Consider the following 24,393-nt stretch of genomic DNA (forward strand, 5'->3'; position numbering starts at 1 on the left):
TCTTGGTTAGATTGAAAAAAGAATGCCCCTCAGCGGATAAAAGACTGCAGAGTGGACAAACAGTACGTACATATCGCCATTGCGGCCACTGATATAACCTTTATTTCGCTTATTATTGAATGAGTTAAATGATTCAGGATTAATATTTACTTTCGCTTTGACAGCGAACTCTCGATTCGGATGTAAATTAGTCACTAAATCCCCCATGCACAGGAGCTGTTGAAGCTCTCGATCCATTACCATGTCCCCAACAGTCATCTCGGTCATCTATTATCCCGTTATGTAAGGTGGTTTGGAATTATAGGAATCTGAGAACTATGAGAAGCACTGGGAATCTAAGGGGATCTAAGAGAATCTAAGAAATCCAATAGACTATAAGAGTCTATGGAAGACTACGAGTATCCATGAGAGACGAGAATGTATGGGAGCTAAAAGTATCTATGTGAATCTATTAGATTCCATAAGGTACCATGAGATTAACATCAGGAGGACGAGAACTATAATTAACGCCCACACGCTTACTCCCAGTCACCCCTCCTATTTACCCGTCAACTCTTGAACTGTACGTAAATACCCGCCTTTACCAGCGATTCGGTTCATCGCCTTGATTTGCCGAACTGCCGAGCTTTGGCACCTGGTCCATTGCGGCGCAGCAAACACTACCCTACCTGCTGGATCATCCTTGGATCGGCCCGCACGTCCAGCCATCTGTATCAAGGCCGCTTCATCAAATAGCTCGCTATCTGCATCCAAAATAAAAACATCACTCTTAGGAACCGTTACCCCACGTTCAAGAATGGTTGTTGTCACCAGCAAGCGAATCTCGCGGTTTCTGAAGGACATCACTTTGCCCGCCCGCTCCGGGTCGATGGATGAAGTCCCTTCAATCGGCATATTGGCAATCGCCTTGCGGAGCAGTTCCAGAATAGGATCAATATGCTTGATCCGGGAAACGAACAGGAACACTTGAGCTCCGCGTCTCAGAGAGGCGCTCAGGCTGCGAACCAGGAGTGGGGAAAGCTTTTTTTCTTGAAGACAGCGGCTCACCGCAAACATTTTCAGTTTCTGAGGAACGGGTAACGGATGACCATGGAAGCGTGCGGGAACTTTCGCATGTGGCAATCGGCCCGCAGCTGCCTCTCGTTGTAGAGGTGTTGGCGGGGTGGCTGACAGATAGATATATCTCCCCCCTGGTTTGCAAGCACCCTTGGCCGCGTAATCCAGCATCGGATCGTTATGGTAGGGAAAGGCATCAATCTCGTCGATCACGACCAGATCAAAAGCTCCCCTGAATCGCAGCAGCTGATGCGTCGTTGCCAGCGTGATGCTCCCCCGCTTCCAACGCTCCGGACTTCCGCCATATAACGTGACCACCGTCTCTTGGGGAAATGCCTTGGATAACCGAGGTGCCAACTCCAGCACCACATCCCGCCTTGGCGCGGCGACCAAGACGCGCCCGTCCGCATCCAAAATGGACTGCAGCAGCGGAAAGATCATTTCGGTCTTTCCGGCACCGGTCACCGCCCAGATGAGAAACCGGGCGGCAGCCCCCGCGGAGCCCCCTGCGGGCGGCTCCGCCAAAAACCGCAGCGCAGCGCCAGCAGCGGCGCTCTGCGCTGCGCTAAGCCCCCACCGGCCCAAGGCCGCGGTGGGGGAACCCCCGGCCGTGCCCCGCCCGGCCGCCCCTGCTGTGCCATGCCGCAGCAGGGCCCAAGCGCGGCTGCGCCCCATTGCGAGGCAGGCCTCGCAATAGGCGCAAGCCGCCGAGCCGCACGCGGCGCATGCCGTGCGGCTCTTGGCCTCGCTGCCGCAACGCCGGCAGCGTAGGGCCATGGCCCGGCGGCGGAGCCAGCCGGGCCCTCTGCGCGGGGCGGGCTGTGCCAGCCCCGCTTCCAAGCGCAGGCGGCCCAACAGGACGCCAAGCTGGGCCGCAGCGCGCCAGTCGCCGGTGCCCACGGCGACCTCCCCTAGCAATGCCTCGACCTCGCCAGCAAGCAAGGCTCGTCCGGCCATGCACTCGATCAGCAGCTCAGCCTGCTGCACCAGTGCATCCCAGCCCACTAGCTCGGCTCCCTTTTCGATCAGGGAACTTAGATATGTCCCATCCAACAGTTGGGTTTCCTGCAACAAGGCGCTCCATTTCGACCTATTTCCCTCCGGCTCTTGCAGTAAAAACGGGCTTAATGCCTGATACATATATCTCAGCCAATCTGGCCTCTCCCATCGATCCATGTCTGGAATCGGCTGAAATCTCGCTTGGATTTCAACGGCCCATCCCAGTGGTACTCGAGAGGACAGCAGCACCAATAACGGTGTACCAACCCTTTCGTCCGCCTTTCTCATTCTTCCATACCACCATTGAAGATCCACCCTCATATCCAGCGAGAGATAGCATTTCCATTTCTCTGCTTCTCGAATGGCATAAATGGCAATCTGCATGACATCAACTCCAATATTGAGACGTATAAACAGCTCAAAAGATCATGTATGGATACTGGAACTTGGTAGTTCACAACATGCTTCAGTTGCTTTTCAGATCTTTTTATAAAAAATTTGGTGGATCTAATACCAGTCGGGGAAGCATTGTATGAAAGATTCGATAGAGTTCCGTGAATAACTATTTAATTAGGTTTCTTTCTCAAATACCTATCTTCCATTATCCTCAACCACTCCAAACCATTAGCCCGCACTGCTAATAGAAGATAGATTCTCAAACCCGAGTTTGAGTTAGTTCCAAATCAATATAGATGCACAATCGTCCTGATCTAACTGCAGTGACTTCCATTTCATATTTGTTTCTCTCCTCAACGCTCAGATCACCCAACTTAAACAGTTCCGTTTCACAACGCCTTTTGTCGAATACTGTCATAACTACGATTTATAAGCATCTAATCTCTACATCTTCCACCCCAATACGCCAATAAACGCAAAAAGCACACCCCTCGCTATACGCTCGGAGTGTGCTTCACGCCTTCAACAATATGAGTATCCTCCCGGGAACCAAAACAACTTGCCGATGTTTATCCCTGTACATATGGAATCTGAACAGCCTCCATCGGGTTTCTCAGATCGACCCGTATGACTTCGTCTTCATTCGGATCGACATCCGTTTCTTGTGATGCCGGATCACCGGATCTCCAAGTCCCGTACACCAGTTCAATTCCGGACAAATGAGTCAATCTCTTGACAATCTTTAACGTATCATCATACGACTGGTCATCAAGGACGGTAACGCGCACGCGCGTCCCGCTCAGCAGGGCATACCAGGAAAGGGCTCTCAAATACCATTCCACCTGCCGCTCATGGTTGGACGTGATCAGCACATAATGTCTGCGCCGCCCCGTGCCTTCACTAGCTCTTCGGAGATGACGGGCATGCACGATATGAACCAGAGCAACAGCGATCCCGTACACCGCGAGTATCCACAGCAATTGGGCAACCATGAGACTCACCTCCTTCTCTTATCAACAATATATGCTGACCAGGAAAGGACGGTGACAGTTATGTAACCGGTGCCCACACGGAACTTGTCGGGAACGGCTTATTGCCATAAGGAAGACGTTTCGACATTCCCTCTACAAGATAGTCCACCGTTCTTGCGATACCTATAAAGCCCTCGCACTTTAATCAATAACAGGCAGCGGTATAAGCAGTTCTTTATTATGTATGCTAGTTACCGAAAGAGTTCAGCCATGCTGTAAACCCCTAATGATCATAACAAAAAGGAACCGCCCTTGGCAGTTCCCTCCCTATGTAAGACGCGTCCGTGCATTCGGATCGGCGATTACAACGTCACCCAGCCATACTTGATCGAGTTGATAACCGCTTGCGTACGGTCGTCCACTTCCATCTTCTGCAGGATGCTGCTGACGTGGTTTTTTACAGTTTTTTCACTAATGAACAGGTATTCTCCAATCATCTTGTTGCTCTTGCCTTCGGCCATTAGTCTAAGCACTTCCGCTTCGCGCCTTGTCAATGGGTTGTTCTCGCCTGCCACAAACTTGACTCCAGCTTCACGCGAACCGCTCTCCGCCATCGCGCCTGCTTCGTTTACATACGTCATCCGGCGGAGCTGGTGGATCAGCTTGCCCGTTACTTTCGGATGGATAAATGCATATCCTTCATGTACCGAACGAATCGCATTAATCAGTGACTCGGCTTCCATATCCTTCAGGAGGTAACCGTTCGCTCCCTTACGGAGCGTTTCGAACACATAACTTTCGTCGTCATGAATCGACAGAATAATAACTTTGATCTCAGGAAACATTTCACGTAATTTCTCGGTCGCTTGAACGCCGTTTTCGGTCGGCATGTTGATGTCCATCAGCACGATATCCGGCTTCACTTCGTTGCAAAACTCAAGCACTTGAATGCCGTCGCCGCATTCGCCGATCACGTCAATGTCGTCCTCCATATTCAGTATGCGTTTCAGACCCTCCCTAAACAGCTGGTGGTCATCCGCTAATAATACTTTGATAATCGTGTTCTCTTTCTCCAAATGTTCCATCCGATTACTCCTTTCTCTTTTCTACGTTCGTCGGGATATGAATCACGATCTTGGTTCCTTGATTCTCGGCTGAATCGATCTCCATTCTCCCTTCGAGCAGCTCAACCCTCTCCCGCATGCCAATTAACCCAAAGTGGTCCTTGCTTTTCTGCTCCAGCAAATCGACATTGAATCCCAGGCCATTGTCCTGTACCACGATTTTGACCAATTGCGCCTGGTAGGTGATTTCAACAAGCACATAAGTCGGGTAAGCATGTTTTGCAGCATTCGAAAGTGCTTCCTGCACCAACCGGTAGATGGCCGCCTCCATCGCAGAAGAGAGACGATGCTCTTTCCCCCGTGTCTCGAAGATCGTGCGGATTTTCGATTTCTCTTCATAATCATGCACATATTTACGCAGTGTGGGGATTAATCCTAGATCATCGAGTGCCATTGGACGCAGATTGAAGATGACTTTTCGCATTTCCTCCAGGCTCGAACGCACCTGGCCCTTCAAATCTACTATTTCGTCCTGCACCATCTTAAATTCCTGCTTTGCAAGCATTCTTTCTACAATTTCCGTCCTAAGAACCAGATTCGCCAGCAATTGTGCAGGTCCATCATGAATCTCTCTGGATATGCGCTTCCGTTCCTCTTCCTGCGCCAGAATAATTTTGAGTCCAATGACCTGCCTGTTCTTCGCAGATTCGATGATTCGAGATACCTGGCCCAGCTCGCCGGACAAGTATTCCAACACCACGCCCATCTGAGATCCGATCGATTCTGCGCGCTCCACCGAGTTCTCGACATTGCGAACCCGCTTCTGCAGCTCATCTCGTCTAGCCTTCAGATACATTTCCTTCTCCCGGTAGATCATGAGGTCAAGCTGAAGCTGCGTTGCTTTCTCATACGCCTGCTTGATGTCCTCTTCCTTGTACCGGACGAAATCCCGGCTGACCTCGGTCAGCCGGATCCGGGAACGGCGGTAGTTCAGCTCCAGCTGATCCACCTTCTCTAAGGTTTCCGTCGTTTCTTTTAATGTCCGCTGCAGTTCATGATTGAGAGACGCGAGCTCCTGCCGCGACGCCTCCAATATTTCGAACATTTGGTATTTGCTGTCCTCCATCACTTTGATGGCATTTTTTATGACACGGTCGATGGCATCGGCTTGATAATCCACGCACTCTACTCCATTTCTAACGTTTCATATACATATCATACCATATCATGATTCGATCGTAACGGTCTTCGTGTTCTTGTCCCATTTTACTTTAAGGCCTAATTGCTCGGAAACGAGACGAAGAGGGACCAAAGTCCTACCGCCTTGAACCATAGGTGCCACAGCCGCCGAACTGCGTTTACCGTTGAGGATGAATTCCTTTTTGCCTACCGTCAATTCCATGAGCATGCCGCCTCTCAGAACGCCTACCCGCTGCGCGGATTGGTTCCAGGTCGCTTGCCCGCCGAAGGCGTCGAGCACATGCTTAATCGGAACATAGGTCGTTCCGTTTTTCAGGATTGGCGCGGAATCGATTGCCACTTTCGAACCATTCAGCATGAGCGATTTTTGCCCAATGGTCATGACCGCTTTACCGGTTGGAAGTCCTTCATTTCCTGACAGGGACGGCATCGTGAAGCGAATATCGTCAAAAGACACGGCCCCAGTCAAAGCACGCTCGTCCTGACCCTCTTCCACGTTCACGACATACAGACGCTTCATTTGAGCCGGGAACGCAATGTTATATCCGCTCAAATCGATGCTCAGCGTCTTCCAGCCGCTCCAATCAATCGCCTTAGCCAGATCGACGTACACGGTTTTTCCGTTATTGTCCTTGAGCTCGGCACGCAGCCAGTTCAGGCTGTTATCTCCCTCCACGTCAATCGTCATCGACGTTGCCTGTGCAGGAATCGTTTTGCCTGTCGTGCCATTCAGCTCGGCATAAGCGTACATTTTTTGTCCCAGCCCGCCTGTCATATCATAGGTTAGGTTCAAGACTTTGGAGGTTGCCTTTGTTCCGCTGCCATTTTGGATCGCTGCCGTCCCGGTAACTGCAGGCACGTTGGTCGTGAACTTCACCGGGTAATTTACATTTTCGAAGTTCTCCCACGTGCTCTCGCCTGCTGCCGACAAAATAACGACTGTGCTAAATCCGTCATAACGTGCGATGGCATAACCGACTTTCGTATTGCTGTTCACGGAGGATACGGTCAGGCGGCCGTCTTTGACACTGCCTTTGAATCCGATAAACTCCCATTTCAGCGCGCTGCTCGGAACCTCCAAGCTTTGGCCGTTGCTCGTTACGGCGGTTACCGGTACGGAAACGCTCGTTCCAGCCTGCAGCGGTGCACTGGAAACGCCTGTAGTCAGGGCAACGAGATCATCCGCACCCAGCACCTTGACTTGCATCGTCGCTTTGGTGCTGCCGCTTACCGCCGTCAGGGTCGATGTGCCCGGCTTCGTTGCTTTTATGCTTTGGCCGTTCACCGCAAGGTTGCCATTGCTGGATTTCCAGGTCGGTTTAATCGAGCCAGCCTCAATCGGATTATAGTAAGTATCATAGCCTTTGAGTTGATATGTTCCAATTTGCCCGATCAGCAGTGCGTTGCTGCCGCTTACCTTCAAGCCCTTCAAGCTGCCTTTAGGTGCCGTCGAGAACACGCCGAGTGCATTAACGATGCTTCGCTGCGTCGTTCCGTATTCCGTGTTGAAGGTCAGCTGGGTATTCATCTCGGCTAATGGTCGGTTGACCATCGTTGTCGATCCGCCGCCGTCGAGGTTCATTCCCTTCCATACGCCAACCTTCGTCATGAAATCCTGTAGCTGCTGCAGCGTCATGCCTTTGCTGTTATCGTTGCTCTCCGTGGCGATCAGGTATGCGTAACGTCCGTCTTTGGAGTAACCCACCGCCGTACGCGCACGATTGCCTCCCAGATCATTCACGTTTCTTGAAAAGGACGTCGCTTTGCCGTTATCCACCAGGATCGTATGGCCGCCAATCATCATCTGCAGATTCGTAGGATCCAGCTTTTGACCGGTCTTTTTCGATACGAGCGCATAATCCGCTTCTAACCTCTGGCCTACGGCCAGGTTGTTCTTCACGAACTCGGCTGCTGCGCCGTGCGTACGAAGAATGTAGCTTCCTTCCGGAACTGCCGTAGGTATTCCGGCCATCACCGAAATATCCGTAATGACTCCGTCGGTCACCATCACTTCGGTCGGTGTGCTAGAGCTGTTTTTCGGACGCTCGAGAGCCTTCCATGCACTTGTGTATATATAAGCTGCGTTCACATGGCTATAGTTCGATCCGGTTCCCTCCGGCGTGTATGCGGTTTTGTTCATGCCTGCCAGCGGGAATGTGGTTCCGTTCTCAGCGGTAATGCTTCCCGAAAAAGCAAATTCGTCCAGGATCGGCTTTCCGTCATTCGTTACGGCAAAAGCATACATGCCTTTAAGATCCGAAGGCGACGACATCAAAAGACCATTCGAGACCTGAGCGCCCATCGGGGCTCCTTCTCTGCCGGTGTTAAAGAAATCCCCGTTGATCGCTGCTACTGCGCCGTTTTCCTTCGCCATCCCGCCCGTGCTTTGTCTTGTTGTAAATTGATTGCCTTGCCCTGTCATGACATCCAGCTTCACATATTTGTTGTTGAGATCCACCCGGATGACATTCGCCAGCGATTTCGCGCCGGCACTGTTGGTATACTGATACTTCATCAAAACCGCGCCGGACGTAATGATTTCCTCACCCAGCTTCTTCGCTGATGTGGTTGCCGCGTATGCTACCGGGTAAGTTGATAGATTTCCTATCACCGGTATTCCGCTGCTCAGCACAGGGCCCACCCAGATGACCCCGGCCAATGTGATAATCAACCATTTCTTGCCCACGCCTGATTTTGCAGACTTCAGTGTTTTCCCCTGACTAACCATGTAATCGTAACTCTCCCATCTCTCGTTCAACACGGATGCCGAACATATAAAGTCTCTATTTAATAGACTTCATTTTTGAGGAAAAGTTACGAATTTGTTATAAAAAAAACACTTTCGCGTATCGTACACCAAGTCTTAGCAAAATTGTAGCGGCATTTTTTAGGAGCCTATGTAAATCAATCCTATGTTACTATATTTTCATCTAAAAGTAACTAGTTTGTCATAAAGTATATTCCTCTATTACCATTTATTAATCAAAAAAAGCCGACACCTATACTAGACATCAGCTTTATAATTATTGCATTTTTGTCATAAATTCAAATCCTTCTTAAGTTTCATCGCTACATCTTGAGAGGATTTTAAACACAAAAAGGCATGTGCCTTTTTTCAAAAGAAAAATGGTATGGCACATGCCTAAACTTTATATCCGGAACATATCTTAAAAATACCTTAGTTTACGCCAGCTTGTTCTTTCAGCGTTTCGGCTTTGTCAACGCGTTCCCAAGGCAGATCCAGGTCGGTACGTCCAAAATGTCCGTACGCCGCCGTTTGCTTGTAGATCGGACGACGAAGATCCAGCATGCGGATGATTCCAGCCGGACGCAGGTCAAAGTTGTTGCGCACAAGCTCAACCAGCTTCTCTTCGCTTACTTTACCTGTACCATATGTGTCGACACTGATCGACACTGGGTTAGCGACACCGATGGCGTAAGCCAATTGGATTTCGCACTTGTCCGCGAGTCCTGCGGCAACAAGGTTTTTAGCCACGTAGCGCGCCGCGTAAGCAGCGGAACGGTCGACTTTTGTAGGATCCTTACCGGAGAATGCACCGCCGCCATGACGAGCGTAGCCGCCATAGGTGTCCACGATGATTTTGCGGCCTGTCAGACCGGCATCGCCTTGAGGACCGCCGATGACGAAACGTCCGGTAGGGTTGATGAAGTATTTGGTTTCTGCGTCCAGCAATTCAGCCGGCACGACAGGAAGAATGACTTGTTCTTTAATATCCTTCTGGATTTGCTCCAGCGTTGCTTCTTCAGCATGTTGAGTCGATACCACGATCGTATCCACGCGAACCGGCGTGTTGCCGTCATACTCGATCGTCACCTGAGTTTTACCGTCCGGGCGCAGGTAATCCAGCGTACCGTCTTTACGAACCTCGGACAAACGACGAGCGATACGGTGAGACAATGCAATTGGAAGAGGCATCAATTCTGGCGTCTCGTTCGTTGCAAAACCAAACATCAGACCTTGGTCACCAGCACCGATGTTCTCGGTTTCCTTGTCCACTTGGGAAGGATCACGATTCTCCAGTGCAGCGTTTACCCCCTGTGCAATATCGGCCGATTGCTCATTCAGCGATGTCAGCACCGCGCATGTATTGGAATCAAAACCGTATTTTGCACGGGTATACCCGATTTCCTTCACGGTATTGCGTACGATGGATGGAATATCCACGTATTCAGATTTAGTGCTAATTTCACCAATGACCAAAACAAGACCAGTCGCAACGGAAACTTCACAAGCTACACGTGCGTTTGGATCGTTAGCCAAAAAAGCATCGAGTACCGCATCAGAAATCTGGTCACAGATTTTATCCGGATGTCCTTCAGTTACGGACTCAGATGTAAATAAACGTCGCCCTGTTAAAGACATGAGATCAACCTCCCATATGAATAGTATGTGATATATCAAGAGGTCCTACACAAAAAATGAACCTTTTCCGACAGGAAAAGGTTTGAAATGTACAATCCTCAACATGCATATTAACTTATTTGTTACCAGGTGTCAATCCAGTTAGTGAGCTGTTTTTCAAGGATTTTCCTGGGTTTTTCAAACGGATGTAATCAAGAATAAGTTCCGTCTTATATCGAAAAATGACTACAGTCTGCCGAAGAGGCTTTGCTCGGCGTTCTGAACCAAACGCTTCGTGATCTCTCCGCCAACGGATCCGTTCTCGCGGGATGTCAGATGCCCCCATCCAGCACGACGGCTGGAGGAACCTCCTCCGATCGCTCCAAGCTCTGAACCGAATTCCGTATCCGCTCCATACGAGCTGCTGCCATATCCCACCGGTAATCCAAACTCAGCTGCGATTTCGTATTTCATTTGCTTCAGCATTTCACGACTCTCCGGAACCACTTGACGATTACGACTGCTGCGTGCCATGAAAATACACCTCCTGTATTGGTTTTTACAGAAGTTATTATTTGTCGAGAACACAGCGTCAACACGTATAAAACGTTGTCACAACTGGCAATAATTATAAGAGGATCATACCGAACGAAAGTTAACACGTACTTGGTGGAAGAGGCAATATTAGCAGGGGCTATTGCCCCTAGTTGCTGACACTATTTAATGGTGTAACCGCCACGTACCATGACAATCAGATTGCTTGTCTGGCCTTCTTTCACCTGGATACCGCGACCTTCACGTGGGAAGGAAAGCAGATGGTTCTTAGGCGCCGTTTCGCCGTTTAACAGGTCTTTACCATCGGTAAGATCCGCAACGCCGCTAGCGACTTCTGTGTAGATCACAGCGTTGCCTGAACGCACGATGAACTCCGTTCCGGCATCGGCGATTAGAATTTTGCCTGGCTTCAATGCAACGTTCTTGACTTCATCGGCACCTTGGGATGGTTGGGTAGGATTGGTTGGGTTGGTATTCCCCCCACCACCGCCATTGAGTGCTTGCTGGATTTGTTGGTCTACGTAGCTTTTAGTGACGACCGGGTCGTCGGTGGTGCCTGGGGTGGTACTGGCGCCTGTTACTTGGAAATTCAGAAACGAACCTACAAAAATACTGCTTCCTACAATAAGCACTCCGAGTCCCATTTTGTAAGCTTTTCGCATATTATTTCTCCTTTAAAGCATGTAATAAAAAACTGCCCGGAAAGAATTCCGGACAGTTCTTTTGTAACAAAGAGATTATTACTTCTTGATGATTTCTTTGTAAATAGCGTCTGCAGCGTTGCCGTTTGCATCAACGATATATTTACCTTTTGCAACAGAAACTTGACCACCAATAGATGGATTGTATGGCTTTTCAAGTTCTACACGAACAACTTTCGCGCTAAGGTTAGTAGCACCTTTTACAGTAACTGGGTTACCGTCAACATACACTTTGAATGCATCTGGAGTGTAGTAAACTGTAACATTTTCGTTGAATTCTACATCTACATAGACAGATCCAACAACGGATGTTGCTCCAACTGCTTCTGGTACGATACCATCGCTGATAACTTTATTATCTGCGGAAGTAATTTTCGCAACTCTGTGGCCAAGGTTATCAGAACTTTGAGGAGTTTCAACAGTTGTCAGAAGTCCCAATGCCGCTGGATCCAATTTACCGTTCAATGTGAATTCCACTGTTGTTACACCGTTATCGAATGACGGCTCACCAGCAGTTCCTCTAAGGGCTCCGAAGTAGAAGTCGCTTGAAACAACAGATGTAATGTTTCCGCTAAATTCAACTTTTACTTTGTCAAGAGCAGTTGCTTTAACAGACTTCACAGGAATAGCCACGCTAGCAGAGATGTCAACCTGGAGATCTGTAAGGTAGTTTCCGTTAAGATCAGCAACGTTAACTACGCGCAATTTTGCACCATTCAAATCAGCAGGGTTAAAGTCCTTCTTAGGAATAGTCAAACGAACTGTTTCAGCATTTCTCAATGAAGGAGCTGAAGCATTTTTAGTTGGGAATGGTTTATACACATTACCAGTAACATAACTGTACTTGTTAATATCCAGAGCAGAACCGTTTCCATCTACTGCTACAGCTCTGTTGAACTGAACATCAATGTAGACGTCATCATTATCAGAAGTGCTATCTACCCATGCTCTCACAAGTTGAAGTGCATCGGAGTTAGTAACATCAACCGAAAGAGTTTGTGGTAACATTGTGTTTCCGATGGAAGCAGTATCACGAATGTTAGCTACATCCAGAGTGTATTTGCCAGCTGGCAGTTTACCAATAGACTTAACTACTACACGGTTGTTATAAACTTTGCTTCCTTTAACTTCAAAGGTAGGTACAGTAACTGGTTTACCGTTGTTGAAACCTTTGTCAGTTACAACTTCACCTTTAGAGTTTTTCAGAACGAAGTTATCTTTATTTTCGATGTCTTTTGCATTTACGTCTTTAGAGAATTCTACAGTCAAGAGGGTGGTGTTATCTACTACATCTACTTTAACATCAGTCACTGTAGGACGTGTAGTATCAAGCACTGGAGTAACTTTCGCCTCACGGTTTGCAGAATTATCACTGTAATCTCTTACGCCATCGAGGTAGATCGTGTTCTCACCCAGGCTCAACTTTTTGTTTTCAGAGCTGAAAGTAAGAATAACAACATTATCCTTGATTTCGACTTTATCAGCGGTTTTGCTGGAAGAAGTATGATAAGCCTTATCTACAGATTTAACGGACTCATTGAATTCAACTTCAACTTTAGTCAAATCTTTAGTTTTTACAGATACCACTTCTGGAGCAGTTTTATCTTCAGCTACAGTGAACTTAACATCTGTAGGGCTTACTTTGAAATTCGCAAAATCCGTTACGCCTTGAATGTTCAAAGTATGCTCGCCTACTGCAAGATCAGTAGTGATGAAAGCAACGTTAGGATAAGTGAATTTCACCCAACCAGATACTGCTTTACCATCAATTTTATAGTTAGAAATGTTGGAAGCTGTTGTAGCTTGAACCGGCTCGGAGAATACTACTTTAAATGCCTTTGTTCCGAGACCTACAACTTCAGTTACTTCTGGAAGTTGAGTATCAACCGCTCTGATTGTTACAGTTTCTTTGAAAGTTCTGGAACCGTCAGAGTTTTTCACGCCGTTGATTTCAAATTTAGCATCTTTTTGCTCAGGAAGTTTGCCACCGTCTTGAGCAATCAACAGAGATACACTGCGCTTATCAGCGGACAACTTAGCAGATTCGAAAGTTACACCAGTAACTTTGTAGTTATCTTCGTTCTCTGCAGTTTTAGCTTCAACTTCACCATCGAACTTAACAGTAAGTTCTTTGTAGTTGGTAGCAGATACGGAATCGATCTTAGTAGCTGCAGTTACAACCCAAGTTACGCTATGTGTGTAGTCGTAGTTGTTGTGGGAGAACTTAACTTCTGTAGCTGTGTTAGCTTTCAAAGCAGTTTCCAAAGTCACTTTAACAACTTCGTTGTTAGCAAGTTTGAATTCAACTACTTTGCCGTCTTCTTTAACTTCGTAAGAAACTACAGCTGGTTTTTGTTGAGCCAGGTAGATGGAGTAAGCAACGTCAACCAGTTGGGAACGGGAAGCGTTCGCTTTAGGGTTCGCTTTAGCGTCTACCAGACCAGCGTTGATTGCTGCTTGCACATAACCTTTAGCCCAGTCAGAAGCGTTGTTGTTCGTTTCAGTTGGGATGTCGAGTTTTTGTGCAGTAACGAGAACCTTCGCCATTTCTTGAACGGTGATTTTACCGTTGAAGTCGAAGATCATTTTCGTTGTGTTTTTACCTTCCATCAGACCTGCAGCGTAAACTGCTTCTACGTAAGGAGCTGGCCATTTGTCAGCTTTGTAGTTTTTGTCTTTGAAAGATGCTTTGCCTTCGATTGGCTCAAGACCCATGATACCAACCAGGACTTTAGCGAACTCAGCGCGAGTCATTTCTTTGTCCAGGCCAGCAGTTCCGTCTGGATAACCAGTGAAGATCCCTTTTTCTTTCAGTACATCAAATTTCTGTTGAGTGTTGAGTGCGTCGTCACCGAATGCAACAGAAGCAAACATGGAGAATGCCATTGCTGTAGACAGTGCTACGGATAAAATTTTCTTCATAACCTTTTTTTCTCCTCCTTGAATCATCACTTGATTATTTTCTTTAATTTGGTAGCTCTTATCACTCATTTGTCCTGCACCTCCTTTCCCGAGTTGAGCATAAATCATAAATGATGTCTGTGACGATATCACAGAATCTTGTTAACGAGAGAACACTACATACTAGAATAGATTCCTAATCCTACCTAGGTATTATACAACGAGTCCCCAACACCGTAAAGAACATTTTTCTAATTAATAGACAATCTTCTTGCATCGGATAATCTTGGTTACTTCGTTGGCTCTACATTATAAACGTTTGATTTTCCAAAAAGTTGCGGCAGTTGCAAAGTTTTTTTAAAAAATTTTTTCAAAGTTCCCCCACTTCATATAACAGGCCTTCATTTACATATTGCGACAACAAAAAAAGACGCCTTATCGGCGTCCTTTGTAGAATGCTAGCGAATCTTCATAGCGAGCTGGATAATCCGCGCGCGCATCTCCGGATTGCTGTGCAGCGTGCTGTACATCTGATCGATCTCCGCTTTATTCGTACGATATGTCTTATCATGTTTAATTGTAGTATGTGACCATTGGATCAACGCATTCTCAGCCGCTGTCATTTCGTTAAATGAATCATGAAAGCCTGTCTCAACAACGAGTCCCTCCATGACTTCCTGAGTTATCTCATCATGAGTGGCACGAGCCAGCTCAATCTTCTTCTCCATCACTTTGGCTTTTTCCTCGAACTTGGTCTTCGCCTTCATGTAGTCGAGCTGCGCTTTTGATAATATCGGCTTCATAAATTCATCTTCACCCTCTAAAAATAGTATGTGCTTCCGCTATTGTAGCGTATTCTACATGAAATTACAAAACAATAGATATTGGTAAACGGTTTCCGCGGGGCATATAACGCCCATAAGATCTTGTTAATTATGACATATATAACCTGTTCAGTAATAGCTGCGCAGGAAAAAACGAGAGCACTGCCAATAGAAATTGGGCATCGGCTCTCGTTCCTTTTGTCATGCAAATCCTAACTTATGAATAATGGATTACAGCATTTTCAGCTTGCTCATCATGCGTTTAACGACGGTTGCCGTATCGGCACGATTCAGCACCGCATCCGGGTTGAAGTTGTAAGTCGGCTTTCTCTCGCCTTCCTTCAGGCTGTTTGCAACGCCGGTCAGAATGCCGGCCTTGCTTACGGCAAGAATGGCTGGGTAGGAGTAGTTCGACTTGATATTGCCCACATCTTCGAATTGCTTCTGAAGCGCTGCTTTATCTTTTTCGATTTCACCCATCTTCAGGTTCAGTGCGCGTGCGATCATATTGGCCGCTTCCTCGCGGGTCAGCTCCATATTCGGAGCAAAGCTTCGAGGCGCAATGCCGCGGATGATCCCTTTTCTGGCTGCCGTCTCGATGTAACGGTAATCCCACTGCATGCTGTTGACGACACTTTCCTGATAAATGTCATCAAAGGTCAGCTTGTTCTTGTCGGTATCGTAATCCAACGGAATATCCAGCAGCTTCACGATAATCGTAGCAAATTCGCCGCGAGTCATCGGATCGTATACGCCGAACGCATCCTGCTTGGACGCTTTCATGTATCCTCTGGCCAGCATCAATTCGATATCGTTGCGGGCCGTCTTATGCGAGATCGCATCGGAATAGCTGTAACGCAAGGATTTAACGGCATAGTAACCGAAGCCCTTGAATGGAGCGGTAATGGTTTTCTTCTTGGCGTCTACTTTTCCGCCGATGTTGATCCAGGTTCCTTGGGACGGGTTGTACCACCAGATGCCCAGGTTGCTGGAAGCCGAATTCACCAGCGCGGAGTCGTATTTCAAGGTAATCGTACCTTTTTGGGAGAGCTCCATCCAGTTCTGCGGAATCAAGCGTTGATGGAATTCGTGCCCTTTTGCGTACGGATGCGTTGCCGCTTTTACATTGAAGTCTTCCACGTTGCTGCTGTAGGCATTAAGCGAACCTGCATCCAGCCAGTAAAGCGGAGACGCATATCCGAAATGCGCAGCCGGCGTGAAACGGAACGCATTGTTGTTATCCCCAGGAATCAGGGACAGGCGTCCGTCCATTTCTACGCCGTTCTCGATTTCGCCGATCCGGTTATAGGCTTTAATCGTACGACCATCGATCTGGTTGGCAATGCCGAACAGGATGTCATGCTCGCCGAGCAGGTTGATCGTTGGCACTTCAGCCGTAGGGCTTGATTTCGCCTGCTGAAGCACGGTGCCTTTCGGCAAGGACAGCGATACGCCGCCTTTAAACACGGACACTTTGCCGGACTTCGAAATATTGGTTTTAAACTGGGAGCCTTCCGTTGCATCGTCGGTGTACGTTACGACGAATTGGCCGTTTGTCTTTTTGGTGCCTTGTTCGATCGTGAACTTGATGGTGTTTTTGCCGTTTTTCAGGTTCTTGACTTCAAGACGGAAAATATCGCTGATTTCGGATTTCACCATTGGCGTTTTGCCAATCAGAATGGCGTCAGCTCCCTCAGCCTTGATGCTTACCTCTACAAAGTTCTGTTTCAGCACGCCTTCGTTCGGTAGTTTAGGAGACAGCACTTGGTAAGGTGCACGTTCGCGCGTGATTTCGATGGTATCGGTTGTTGTAACCGACTGATAACGCGAACCGATGCTGATTGCCTGCAAACCAACCTCTGGAAGTGCGAGCTCTTTGAACACCACGCGGGCCGAGCTGGAGTTCGCGCCATTGACAATGGTAAAGTACCGGTCGTAATCCGCCGGATTAATGGGATCCAATTGGGTCTTCAGGGCACCGCCCGAGAGAGTCCAGGTTCCTTGGTTATTTTTGGTAAATACTGCAAAGATGGTTGGCGTAGGATGACTGAGGTTCACCGTAATCTCATCCGTGTATTCCACTTCAAAGCGAAGACCCAAAGCTTTTTCATATGTGTTATACGCATTCTCAGCCGTTTCTCGGAACAATCCGTCCGGATCGGATTCCGTTGCGGAGCCAACCGGGAATGGGATCATGTTTTTGATAACCGAACGGGTATCGCTAAAATAAAGCAGGGTCAGCTTCGTCGAGATTTTCCCGCTCTTGTCGGCGACCACCAACGTATTCGGACCTGGAATCAGCTGCAGGAACGTCGTATCCATAAAGCTGAATTCCCCGTTGCCGTTCACGTTCAGATCGCGAGTGTTACCGTTCAGGGAAATCGTAAGTCCTGTAGTCCCTGTGTAGTTGACAATGCGTCCTGTCACTTGGTTGAAATCCGAGCTGTTCTTAAATACCTGGTTGTTGTACAAATTGAAAATATCAATATAAGAAGAAGACAAGAACGTCACCGGGATGACTTTGGTATCGGAAACGCCCGACCCATTGCTGACCTTGATGATCAGATTTTGCTGACCTGTCGGCAGGTTCGTGATTTTGAAAACCGTGTGGCTGTTATAGGTAAACTTCTGAGCGATCGTGCCGCCGCCCTTGCTGGACTCTATCTCGACATTGCCTGCGTTCACTTGCTCGACCATTAAATAGATCGGCAGTTCATTCAGGACGGTGTTGTTACTGCTTGGGAAAATGGATTGGGAGGTAGCCGATACCGTTCCCCCGCTCTCCGTTACGCCGTACAATTGGTACACCTGCTTGATGGTAGGCGCACTGACATCGCGGTAAGTAAAAGAATTCTTCACATCAAAGCCCGTGGTAGTATCCTTAGTGAGTACAAAATAATCCCCACTCTGAGTGATGCTGGTAGTGCCGGTCGTTGTAAAAGGATACATCAAGGTATTGCCCAGCAAGCTTGCCGCACCTACGGTTGCTGGCGAGGTCATGATCGGATTTGTGGCTCCTACCGAAAATACGGATACTTCAAGGATCGGGGGAACCGCTGGGGTACCAGCCGGAGGAGCATCCACGATCACATAACCGGAGATGACGCCGTTCACCGTACCGGTAACAACCGCCTGTCCATCGATATTTGTGCCGCCAATCTTCAGTTGATTGACAGTTATAGAACCTGTCGGATGATAAACGACCTGTCTATTGATGGTCTGGGATTTCGATTCGGAGTTCACGACGATCACCAGATCATTGACGCCCTTCTGCAGCAGGATCCCTGCGGAGTAATACGTATCGCCGCCGCCGGCATACATATTCTGCCCATTGACGGTAACACCCTTGGATCCATTCGTCGCTTTGACGGAAATGCTGACGGTCTGCGTAGTAACGACAACCGGCTTGGAAGCATTCTCTTCCAGAACGCGTCCATCACTGAGCGCTACTTCGTAAACAGCCGGTACATCGGAGAACTTCACGTAGGCCGTAGCACTCATCTGCTGGCCTTGCGTGCTCATGCCGGACACGATGATTTTGTTCACGCCTTGGTTCAGCTGCACGCTCAGGAACTCGAACGTATTCGCTGCTTCGTCCAGGATCGGCTTGACGCCGGTGCCGCCCGTGGTTGTGTCATCGAACCGTTTGATTTCATACGAGATGGTGTTCGGATTAATGCCGTTGTAGGTACCCGAAACCGAAATGGAGCTCCGGTTCTCCGGCGTTGGAGAATTCGGATCCGTACTTAGATTGGAAAAGTGAAAAAACAAGGCTCCATTTGCAGCTGAAGCCGGTAATGCCGGAATAAGGGAAAAGAACATAGCAATGGCCAATAACAGGCTTGCTATTGTACGGAAATTTTTCTTCAACGGTTGTGCCTCCTTGATCATTCGGACGTTGGCGTCCGTTTTGGGTGTTGCGTCGTTCACTGGGTCCCCTCGCTTTCACTGACAGATTGGTACTTGCGCATAGTTCATATATCGGTCCCAGACATTCAATTATTTAGAAAAAAGCACAAAAAAGCCTCACCCTTTTTGGGCGAGGCTGGCATGTCCGTACCGGACTCATAATGAAAAAGAATAAGTTCTATTTGGTGCGGCTTTCGGGATTTGCCTTCATCCGCATCCGGTTAATCAGCCCGAGAATCGGCCGTTTGGTCTTGCCGACCAGTCCGATGACTTCGGCACCGATCTGCATGAAACACATCATGACGCAGATAACCACAAACGTCACCCAGTTCGCTTCATACATGGCAGCCGACGATTGAATGACGGCCAATACGCCGAAAAACGCGGCAATGACGTAAATGATCAACACGGTCTGGCGATGGCTGAATCCAAGCTCGCGCAGGCAGTGATGCAAATGGCCCTTGTCCGGAGCAAAGATCGGTTTCTTCTGGATTTTGCGGCGAATGATCGCGAAGAACGTATCCGACAGCGGAACGCCGATAATGATCAGCGGCGTAATAAAGGATACAATCGCAATCTGCTTAAATCCAAGCAGGGACAGCATGGCCAAACTGAATCCAAGGAATAATGACCCCGTATCTCCCATGAAAATCTTTGCCGGATGGAAGTTGAAAAACAGGAAACCGATAATGCTGCCGAGGAGCAGCAGGCAGAGCAGGGCTACGGTTGTGTTGCCCATCAAGACAGCCATGACCAGGATCGTGCCGATCGCAATGCCGGATACGCCTGCTGCAAGTCCGTCAAGCCCGTCAATCAAATTAATCGCGTTCGTTACGCCGACGATCCAGAAGATCGTAAGCGGAATCGATACCCAGCTCTCTAGCATGGAGTAACGGTCCTGGAACGGTATATTTACAAAGTCCACGGTAATATTAAATCCGAATACAACTACGCAGGCAGCTGCAATCTGAGCCAAAAACTTCACTTTGGCCGAAAGTTCAAATCGATCATCCAAGGCTCCGATCAATACGATCATGGAACCGCCGATCAGAAATGCCTTCATGAAGTTGGCATCACGAGGCGACAGGCTATCCGGCAAAAAAGGAAGAACCGCAATGAGTCCAAGAATAAAAGCCAGATAAATGCCGAGTCCCCCGAGTCGGGGCATGATCCGGGTATGAACCTTGCGGGCATTAGGAACGTCAACGGCACCAATCTTAACCGCAAACTTCTTTACAAGCGGGGTTAAGAGCAGAGCGAGCGCCAGCGATACGATAAACCCGATGATGTATATCATTAACATGTAATCATTCGACCCCCAATAAAAGTCTACCGGTTGAATTATACTCCCTTCGGGTCCGAAAACCAATGCCAATTTCCGGTGATTTCCCGGATTTTACCCACAGAAATGAGCCATTTAGCTCGATTTCGTTACGTTTTCTTTCTCGCGCAGCACTTTCACTACGAATTTCGGCAGCGCAAGCATTCTTTTGTAACGGGTAGGCTCCTTCAGAAGGCGATAAAACCATTCGAGACGCAGCTTTTGGAACACCTTCGGTGCCCGCTTCAGTTTGCCGGAGATAATATCGAACGATCCCCCGACGCCCATCACGACCGGAACCTGGAGCGCCTGTTTATGCTGGGCAATCCAAGGCTCCTGGTTATCCGCACCGCGCGCCACAAACAAAATATCCGGTGAAGCCGCCCGTATCTGTTCGATGACGGCAGCATCTTCATCAGGCCCAAAAAAACCGTCCCGGTAGCCGCATATAATTGCAGCCGGATATTGCATTTGTAACCTTTCGGCAGCTTCCTGAATCACTTCGGCGGTAGTTCCAAGCAGAAAGAACTTCCATCTATAGGTTTCCCCGACCTTCAACAATTCATGTAAAAGCTCGAAGCCGGTCACGCGTCCCTCCAACGGATCGCCGCCTACACCGGCGGCCCAGACGATTCCGGTGCCGTCCGGAACGATGATTTCAGCTCTTTGCATCATCTCTTTATACTCCGGATTGTTGACGGCCGTCATCACCATGATCGGATTCGCCGTAATCACATGATGGGGCTGCCCCGACTGCACAGCCTCTGTCAGGTATTTCACCGTATCTTTCATGCTTAGCTTGGAAAACGGAATCTCGAATACCGATACGGTAGGAAATGGATAGGTCTGTTTCATGTTTATCATCCTCTATGGCGTAAATATTGGGCAATGTGGCGTGCAGGCATGGCAGCCTCGCGTTTCAGCAAGGCAATCTGCTCGCCATGCTCCGCCTTCCATGCCGCTGCATCGTCCAACAGCTTCAGCATCTGATCCTTTAATACGCTCGGGTCAAGAGATTCACTGCTTCCGACAGGCTCGCTGCCAAGCCGCCTCAAGAAGTGGTTGATTTTCGGATCATAAGAAATTCCGAGCAGCGGCACGCTCTGATTCGCGGCATAGATCAGGCTATGCAGGCGCATGCCCAATATCATATCACAACGGCTAACCTCGCGCAGCATGTCCTGCGGCTGCTTCTCATCGCGGTAGAAACTTATGGCAGAGCCGTTCTTGGAAACATCGCCCATGGCATCCGCTATAAACTGCGAAGCCTCAATATCATCCGGCTGATGAAAAGGAAGAAAGCGAAGATGCACCGGTCGTTGTTCGGCTAATGCCTTTAAACCTTCCGCTACAGCCTTCAGCTCTTTTCGTTCCGGATGCCAATACCGAACCGAAATGCCGATGACCGGAAGAGAGACCTGCGTCTCTCCGCTTGATAACGAGGATGGCTTTACAGGTTCTTCGGATGATTCGCGCTGCTCTTCTATAGAAGAAACTGGTGCAGCTTCATTCTCTTTAAACGCTGATCCCGAGTGGGAATCCAGATGGACACCCTTTCCCTCCGCCAGCGGCAACCCCATTACCGGGTCCGGCACGACGTGCACGGCTTCCCCCGATATTCCCATGGACTGAAGCAGTTCGCCCGACTGCATGTCCCGCACCGAGATATACGTGCATTTACGGAAGATCGAGCGAATCATCGGATAAAACAGTTTACGGTTCACCGGGCCAACGCCCTGGGCATAAATGAACGTCGGCTTACCGAGCCACTGCGCGATCTTGAGAACGCCCAGATAATAAGGAATGGTCTTCGGACTGGTAGCATCCTGCAGCAGGCTTCCTCCGCCGCTGATCAAACCGTCGCTGTCCTTGATCGCCTGTCGAACCTCGCCGAGCTTCATCCGATGTACCGATTTAACCCCGTAGGCAGCCGAAGTCCATTCCGGGTCAATGGAAAGCACAACGGGGTTGATATCGACCCCCGCTGCCTGTCCTTCCTGCTCTAATGCGGTCAGAATCGATTTCAGCACCGCTTCGTCACCGCTATTTTTAAATCCGTAATATCCGGAAATGACTATTGTCTTAGAAGTGGAGACCATCGTTTCCAGATCCTTTCTGCCACTTGCCATACCAATATCGCGATCAATCCGATGATCAGGCCGAGTCCAAGGCCCAATACCACCCGAATCGCCGAAATATAGAGAGGCGTGTGAATATGCGTGAATGTTCCGACCATCGACAGCTGCCCCATCACGCCGATAATGAGAAGGTATACGGCATGACGATACTTAAATGACAGGAACACGCCGAGCACCATCATCGGATGAGCAAGCAAGAATTCCTTGTTACGCGGACGTACGCCAAACGTATTTTCCAGGAATGTACGGAATGCCATTTCGATCGAAGATACAGACCCTGCATTACCTGTACGGGTGAGATAGTACCAGCCAACGATGGCCACAATCCCTGCTGCGATGACCCATGTCAACGAGATCGGTGCTTTAAGCAACTTGAGAATTGCGCTATAAGTCGATCCTCCGCGATACAGAACCACGTAGATCGCAATAAGCCCAATCGGAGCTGCAGCCAGCAAGCTCACGCCACGGAACTGATCCAGCACGAGCATATAGGTCACATTGTTCAATAACGCAACAACGATCGGTACAGCCGCAAGCGACAAAATCGAGGTTTTGACCAGCAATACGATCGAATGGGTCACTCTTCTGCCAGGACTCATGTCCGGAATGCTCTTCTGCGTTTCATTGACTTTGCGAATGGCCAATATGACGGCAACCGTTGGAGCGCTGATCGCGGCAAATAAAGCCAAGGCCTGTTCAAGCAATGTCGGCTTTAGAACATACAATCCGGCGCTGCCCACGAGCCCGATCAGGAAGGCTGCAATCGTCAAGAACGGAATGTAATAGGAAATCATGAGCGAAATCAGCGCGATGGCTCCAACGACCGCCCCAAGCTTGAAGTAACGCTGCAAGGACGAGTCGGTTACCTTAAACGGCTCTGCAGGGCCCATAGTGAAGCCATTGTCCTCTATCTGCTTGATGGCTTGGCCCGCCCCGGTCAAACTGTCAATCAGATTATCCAGCGGATGGGTAACGGAAGCCTTGGTCATATCCCGGCTCGGCTCTGCATTCAAATAGAACATCCGAATGTTACGGTCTTTGGATGCCAGGGCGAATCGGTCCCCGATAACCTCGGGCTCCAGATTAGCATCCCGCTCGCTTAAGGAATAAATACGGGTTACGTTGTAATCCGTTAAATAGGCAAGTTTCGTAAAGCCTTTTTGCGGACGCTTGATATTCTCAATCGCCACGAGGCCGATACCATGCTGGTTCAACAGCTGGCCAAAAGAATCCAGGCTTTTCATGTCGGCTTGATCATTAAAACCTCTGGCGGAATCGCCTTCAAACAGAATGCGTTTCACGCCGTTATCCGCGAAGTACGCCATCAGCTTCTCCATGTAAGCTTGGTCATACGGAAGACTGTCCGACAGACGCGGCACAATGTTAAAGCCCTTTTCCCGCAGCATGCTGATCGTAATCGGGTCTGGAGACAACGGTTTAATGACCGCATTGGAACGCGGAGTTTCCAGCACCAAACCGTCCACTGCGCGATCGAACTGCCATGATCTTACCGGAATCCCCAGTCTCGTGAACGTGTCTTGAATGATGGGTTTAATTAAAGCTGCGCTTTCCTCGTTCAGGAATGCAACATACGTAAAATTCTCGTTCGGGGAGACCGTCGTACCTGTCAGATCGGCGACCTGCTGCCCGTCATATACCGATATCCGCCGCGATTTCGCCAGCTCGTCCAGCGTGCTTTCATAAAGCGCCATACTGATCACGCCAGCGTCTTTCAGGCGATCCAGCTGCTCGGATATAAAATCCTGCGGCTTGGATTGATACACCGCGACATCCAACAAATCCCGATAATCAAACACCAACTCGACGTTCTTTGATGTTGATTCTGTTTGCAGTCGGTCATAACCTACAGGCAGGGCCGCTGCAACGCCAAGAACAACCAGAATCCACAGCCACTTGCGGGCTGCCGTGTTCCAGCGTTTCCATTTCTGAACCACGAAAGTACCTCCTCATCGAACCTGCGGGGATTTACGATGG

Annotated in this window: 15 protein-coding genes; all 15 read right to left on the minus strand. The window is 48.9% G+C overall.

What is annotated here, in order from left to right:
• Positions 1 to 537 precede the first annotated feature (537 nt).
• Positions 538 to 2,439 (minus strand): helicase-related protein, encoded by a 1,902-nt coding sequence (locus tag MHI43_RS29815; protein WP_341283197.1) that lies wholly within the window; start codon positions 2,437 to 2,439, stop codon positions 538 to 540.
• 581 nt (positions 2,440 to 3,020) lie between these two features.
• Positions 3,021 to 3,443: a hypothetical protein gene (locus MHI43_RS29820; RefSeq protein ID WP_015737728.1), complete on the minus strand. Its 423-nt coding sequence runs from the start codon at positions 3,441 to 3,443 to the stop codon at positions 3,021 to 3,023.
• Positions 3,444 to 3,784: 341 nt separating this feature from the next.
• Complete coding sequence (locus MHI43_RS29825; RefSeq protein WP_009594205.1) at positions 3,785 to 4,507, minus strand: response regulator transcription factor; 723 nt, start codon at positions 4,505 to 4,507, stop codon at positions 3,785 to 3,787.
• Positions 4,508 to 4,511: 4 nt separating this feature from the next.
• Entirely contained in the window at positions 4,512 to 5,666 is a 1,155-nt protein-coding gene (locus MHI43_RS29830; RefSeq protein WP_009594214.1) for a sensor histidine kinase, read from the minus strand.
• 45 nt (positions 5,667 to 5,711) lie between these two features.
• Positions 5,712 to 8,414: a stalk domain-containing protein gene (locus MHI43_RS29835; RefSeq protein WP_036660326.1), complete on the minus strand. Its 2,703-nt coding sequence runs from the start codon at positions 8,412 to 8,414 to the stop codon at positions 5,712 to 5,714.
• A 450-nt stretch (positions 8,415 to 8,864) separates the two neighbouring features.
• On the minus strand, positions 8,865 to 10,070 hold the full coding sequence (metK, locus tag MHI43_RS29840) for a methionine adenosyltransferase (RefSeq protein WP_036660328.1): 1,206 nt from the start codon (positions 10,068 to 10,070) through the stop codon (positions 8,865 to 8,867).
• Between the two features lie 225 nt (positions 10,071 to 10,295).
• Positions 10,296 to 10,583: an alpha/beta-type small acid-soluble spore protein gene (locus tag MHI43_RS29845; protein WP_015737730.1), complete on the minus strand. Its 288-nt coding sequence runs from the start codon at positions 10,581 to 10,583 to the stop codon at positions 10,296 to 10,298.
• Positions 10,584 to 10,765: 182 nt separating this feature from the next.
• On the minus strand, positions 10,766 to 11,266 hold the full coding sequence (locus MHI43_RS29850; RefSeq protein WP_036660329.1) for a hypothetical protein: 501 nt from the start codon (positions 11,264 to 11,266) through the stop codon (positions 10,766 to 10,768).
• Positions 11,267 to 11,344: 78 nt separating this feature from the next.
• Positions 11,345 to 14,296 carry an S-layer homology domain-containing protein gene (locus MHI43_RS29855; protein WP_036660332.1) on the minus strand — a complete coding sequence of 984 codons (2,952 nt, stop codon included), beginning with the start codon at positions 14,294 to 14,296 and terminating at the stop codon, positions 11,345 to 11,347.
• 368 nt (positions 14,297 to 14,664) lie between these two features.
• Positions 14,665 to 15,009 carry a hypothetical protein gene (locus MHI43_RS29860; protein WP_009594240.1) on the minus strand — a complete coding sequence of 115 codons (345 nt, stop codon included), beginning with the start codon at positions 15,007 to 15,009 and terminating at the stop codon, positions 14,665 to 14,667.
• A 252-nt stretch (positions 15,010 to 15,261) separates the two neighbouring features.
• Entirely contained in the window at positions 15,262 to 18,900 is a 3,639-nt protein-coding gene (locus MHI43_RS29865) for an S-layer homology domain-containing protein (RefSeq protein ID WP_036660333.1), read from the minus strand.
• A 217-nt stretch (positions 18,901 to 19,117) separates the two neighbouring features.
• Entirely contained in the window at positions 19,118 to 20,242 is a 1,125-nt protein-coding gene (locus MHI43_RS29870; RefSeq protein ID WP_009594254.1) for an MraY family glycosyltransferase, read from the minus strand.
• Positions 20,243 to 20,356: 114 nt separating this feature from the next.
• The gene (locus tag MHI43_RS29875; protein ID WP_036660336.1) at positions 20,357 to 21,115 is read right to left on the minus strand and encodes a WecB/TagA/CpsF family glycosyltransferase; all 759 of its coding nucleotides are present in this window, start codon (positions 21,113 to 21,115) and stop codon (positions 20,357 to 20,359) included.
• A gap of 5 nt (positions 21,116 to 21,120) precedes the next feature.
• Positions 21,121 to 22,359, minus strand: coding sequence for a polysaccharide pyruvyl transferase CsaB (gene csaB / locus MHI43_RS29880; RefSeq protein ID WP_036660338.1), 1,239 nt, complete (start codon positions 22,357 to 22,359; stop codon positions 21,121 to 21,123).
• On the minus strand, positions 22,335 to 24,353 hold the full coding sequence (locus tag MHI43_RS29885; protein ID WP_036660341.1) for a DUF5693 family protein: 2,019 nt from the start codon (positions 24,351 to 24,353) through the stop codon (positions 22,335 to 22,337). The genes csaB and MHI43_RS29885 overlap by 25 nt, the downstream gene beginning before the upstream one ends.
• Between the last annotated feature and the right edge of the window lie 40 nt (positions 24,354 to 24,393).

Origin of the sequence: Paenibacillus sp. FSL H8-0457 (genome assembly GCF_038051935.1) — a bacterium.
Taxonomy (GTDB): Bacteria; Bacillota; Bacilli; order Paenibacillales; family Paenibacillaceae; genus Paenibacillus_AQ; species Paenibacillus_AQ lautus_A.